We start from the raw sequence: 2830 nt of genomic DNA, 5'->3' as shown, positions 1-2830 counted from the left end.
GGGTCGTGAGTGGGGATGGTTGTGTGGGCCACCGTTGCCGCTCACGGGTCAGCGGACCAGGAGGATCTTGCCGCGGACGTTGCCCGCTTCGAGGAGGGCGTGGGCGCGGGACGCCTCGCGCAGCGGGATGCGGTCGTGCACCGGGGTCCGGACCCGGCCCGCCTCGACCACCGGCCACAGCCGCTCGCGCACGTCGCTGACGATGGCGGCCTTGCCGTGCGGGCCCGACAGCGGTCGGCCGCGCAACCCCAGCACCGACAGGTGCAGCCGCTTGACCAGCATCTTCCCCAGGTCCAGCTCGGCCTTGCGGCCGCCCTGCATGCCGATGACCGCCAGGTGCCCGTCGGGGGCCAGCGCGGAGAGGTTCCGGTCCAGGTAGGACGCGCCCATGTTGTCCAGTACGACGTCGGCGCCGCCGAGCTCCTTCACCACCGGGACGAAGTCCTCGTCCCGGTAGTTGATCACCGGGTCCGCGCCGAGCTCGGCACACAACTGGCGGCTCTCCGCCGACCCCGCGGTCGCCGCGACCCGCGCGCCGAGGGCCCGGCCGACCTGGATCGCGCAGGTCCCGATGCCGCCGGAGCCGCCGTGCACCAGCAGCAGCTGTCCACTTCGGAGTCCGGCCTCCATCACCACGTTGGACCAGACGGTGCAGCACACCTCGGGCAGCCCGGCGGCCTCCACCAGGTCGACCCCGGCGGGCTTGGGCAGCACCTGCGCGGCGGGCACCGCGACGCGTTCGGCGTAACCGCCGCCGGCCAGCAGCGCGCAGACCTCGTCGCCGACCTGCCACTCCTCGACGCCCTCACCCAGTTCGGCGATGGTGCCGGAGCACTCCAGGCCGAGGATGTCGCTGGCGCCCTTCGGCGGCGGGTAGTTCCCCTCGCGCTGGCTGAGGTCCGCGCGGTTGACCGCGCTGGCGACGACGTCGATGAGCACCTCGCCCGGACCCGGTCGCGGGTCGGGGTGCTCGGTCCACTCCAGGACGTCGGGTTCGCCGGGCTCTCGGATCGCGATCGCGTACATGTCCGCGACGGTAGTCCGAACCGGACGGTCCGCGCGGTGCGCGGGGCGGGGATCAGCCGCACAATACGGTAAAAACGGGAATTCATCCCTGGTTCTTAACTCTTCCCGGTAGAGCCTTGACTTCGCAGCGTGATCCTCTCAAGGCTTGCCGCCAGGAAATCCACCCGAAACGGGGAGCATGATGAGTTTGCGAACCATCACATCCAGGCGTTCGATCACTGCTCTGGCCGCGGGCTGCGCGGCCGCGGTGCTCGTGGTGAGCCCGGCCAGCGCGGCCCCGGCGAACCTCGGTGAGAGCATCGACGGCAACGCCGTCAACCGTCACCTGATCGCGTTGCAGCGGATCGCCGACCAGAACGGCGGGAACCGCGCCTCCGGTCAGCCGGGTTACGAGGCCAGCGTGGACTACGTCGTCGGCAAGCTGCAGCGCGCCGGGTTCGACGTGTCCACCCCGGAGTTCACCTACGAGGCCTACTTCAAGGACTCCTTCAGCCTTTCCGTCGCTAATCAGCCGACCGAGGGTGACGCGCTGGAGTACTCCCCGGCGACCCCGCAGGGCGGGCTGACCGCTCCGCTGGCGGTCCTGCCGGTCGACGACACTCCGGGTTGCGAGGCCACCGACTTCGACGGCACGGACGTCACCGGGTCGGTTGTGCTGATCTCCCGCGGTTCCTGCGATTTCGCGCTGAAGCAGCAGCTCGCGTCGGAGGCCGGTGCGGTGGGCGCGATCATCTACAACAACGTCGAGGGGCCGCTCAACGGCACCCTCGGCGACTCCGAGGCGGGGCGCATCCCCACCGCCGGGGTCACCAAGCAGGTCGGCGAGGCGCTGTCCGGGCAGGTCGGGGCCGAGGTGCAGCTGGACGTGCAGGCGCGCTTCGAGTCCGTGACCACCCGCAACGTCATCGCGCAGACCAAGACCGGGCGCACCGACAACGTGGTGATGGCCGGGGCGCACCTGGACGGCGTGCCGGAGGGCCCGGGCATCAACGACAACGGCACCGGCAGCGCCGGTCTGCTGGAGACCGCGCTGAAGCTGGGCGGCAGCCCGGACGTGGAGAACGCGGTGCGGTTCGCCTGGTGGGGCGCGGAGGAGTCGGGCCTGGTCGGTTCGACGAAGTACGTGCAGGGCCTGAGCTTCGAGGAGCAGCTCGACATCGCGCTGTACCTGAACTTCGACATGATCGGCTCGCCGAACGCCGGGTACTTCGTCTACGACGGTGACGGCTCGACCGGTGGCCCGTCGGGGCCGCAGGGCTCGGGTCAGATCAAGGACGACTTCCTGGCGGCGATGGCCGAGCAGGGCATCGAGTCGGAGCCCAGCGAGTTCAACGGGCGCTCGGACTACGGCGAGTTCATCGCGGTGGGCATCCCGTCCGGCGGCATGCACACCGGTGTCGAAGAGGTGAAGACCGAGGAGCAGGCCGCCAAGTGGGGTGGCACCGCGGGCATCGCGTTCGACCCGAACTACCACAGCGCGCAGGACAACCTGTCCAATGTGGACCGGGTGGCGCTGGAGCGGATGACCAAGGGCATCGCTGACGTGGTCCAGGCCTACTCGCAGAGCACTGAGGCGGTCAACGGCATGCAGACCCGCGCGGAGCGCGCCCAGCTGCGCGCGGCGCAGAGCACGATGATGGCCCAGAGCTTCGACCAGGGCCCGAAGGTCGCCCACGGGCACGACCTGTCCTGACCGGTCGACGTGCGGGGTGCTCCCGGGCACCCCCCCCCACACCCCCCCCAGAGGCCGCCGGGGTGGTAACATGGGGGCCAGACCACCCGAAACAAAGAAACAGAAAAAAAA

The 2830-nt window shown here is 70.2% G+C and carries 2 protein-coding genes; one reads left to right on the top strand and one right to left on the bottom strand.

From position 1 onward, the window contains the following. Positions 1-48: 48 nt before the first annotated feature. A complete protein-coding gene (locus ABT324_RS32825) occupies positions 49-1026 on the bottom strand; it encodes an NAD(P)H-quinone oxidoreductase (protein WP_351185630.1) in 978 nt (325 codons plus the stop codon). Positions 1027-1207: 181 nt separating this feature from the next. On the opposite strand from ABT324_RS32825, the gene ABT324_RS32820 reads away from it, so the two are divergent. After that, positions 1208-2719 carry a M28 family metallopeptidase gene (locus tag ABT324_RS32820; protein WP_502949833.1) on the top strand — a complete coding sequence of 504 codons (1512 nt, stop codon included), beginning with the start codon at positions 1208-1210 and terminating at the stop codon, positions 2717-2719. Positions 2720-2830 lie beyond the last annotated feature (111 nt).

The sequence above is a fragment of the Saccharopolyspora sp. NPDC000359 genome (assembly GCF_040300525.1).
In the GTDB taxonomy this organism is placed as follows: domain Bacteria; phylum Actinomycetota; class Actinomycetes; order Mycobacteriales; family Pseudonocardiaceae; genus Saccharopolyspora.
This window is presented reverse-complemented; position numbering and strand designations above follow the sequence as displayed.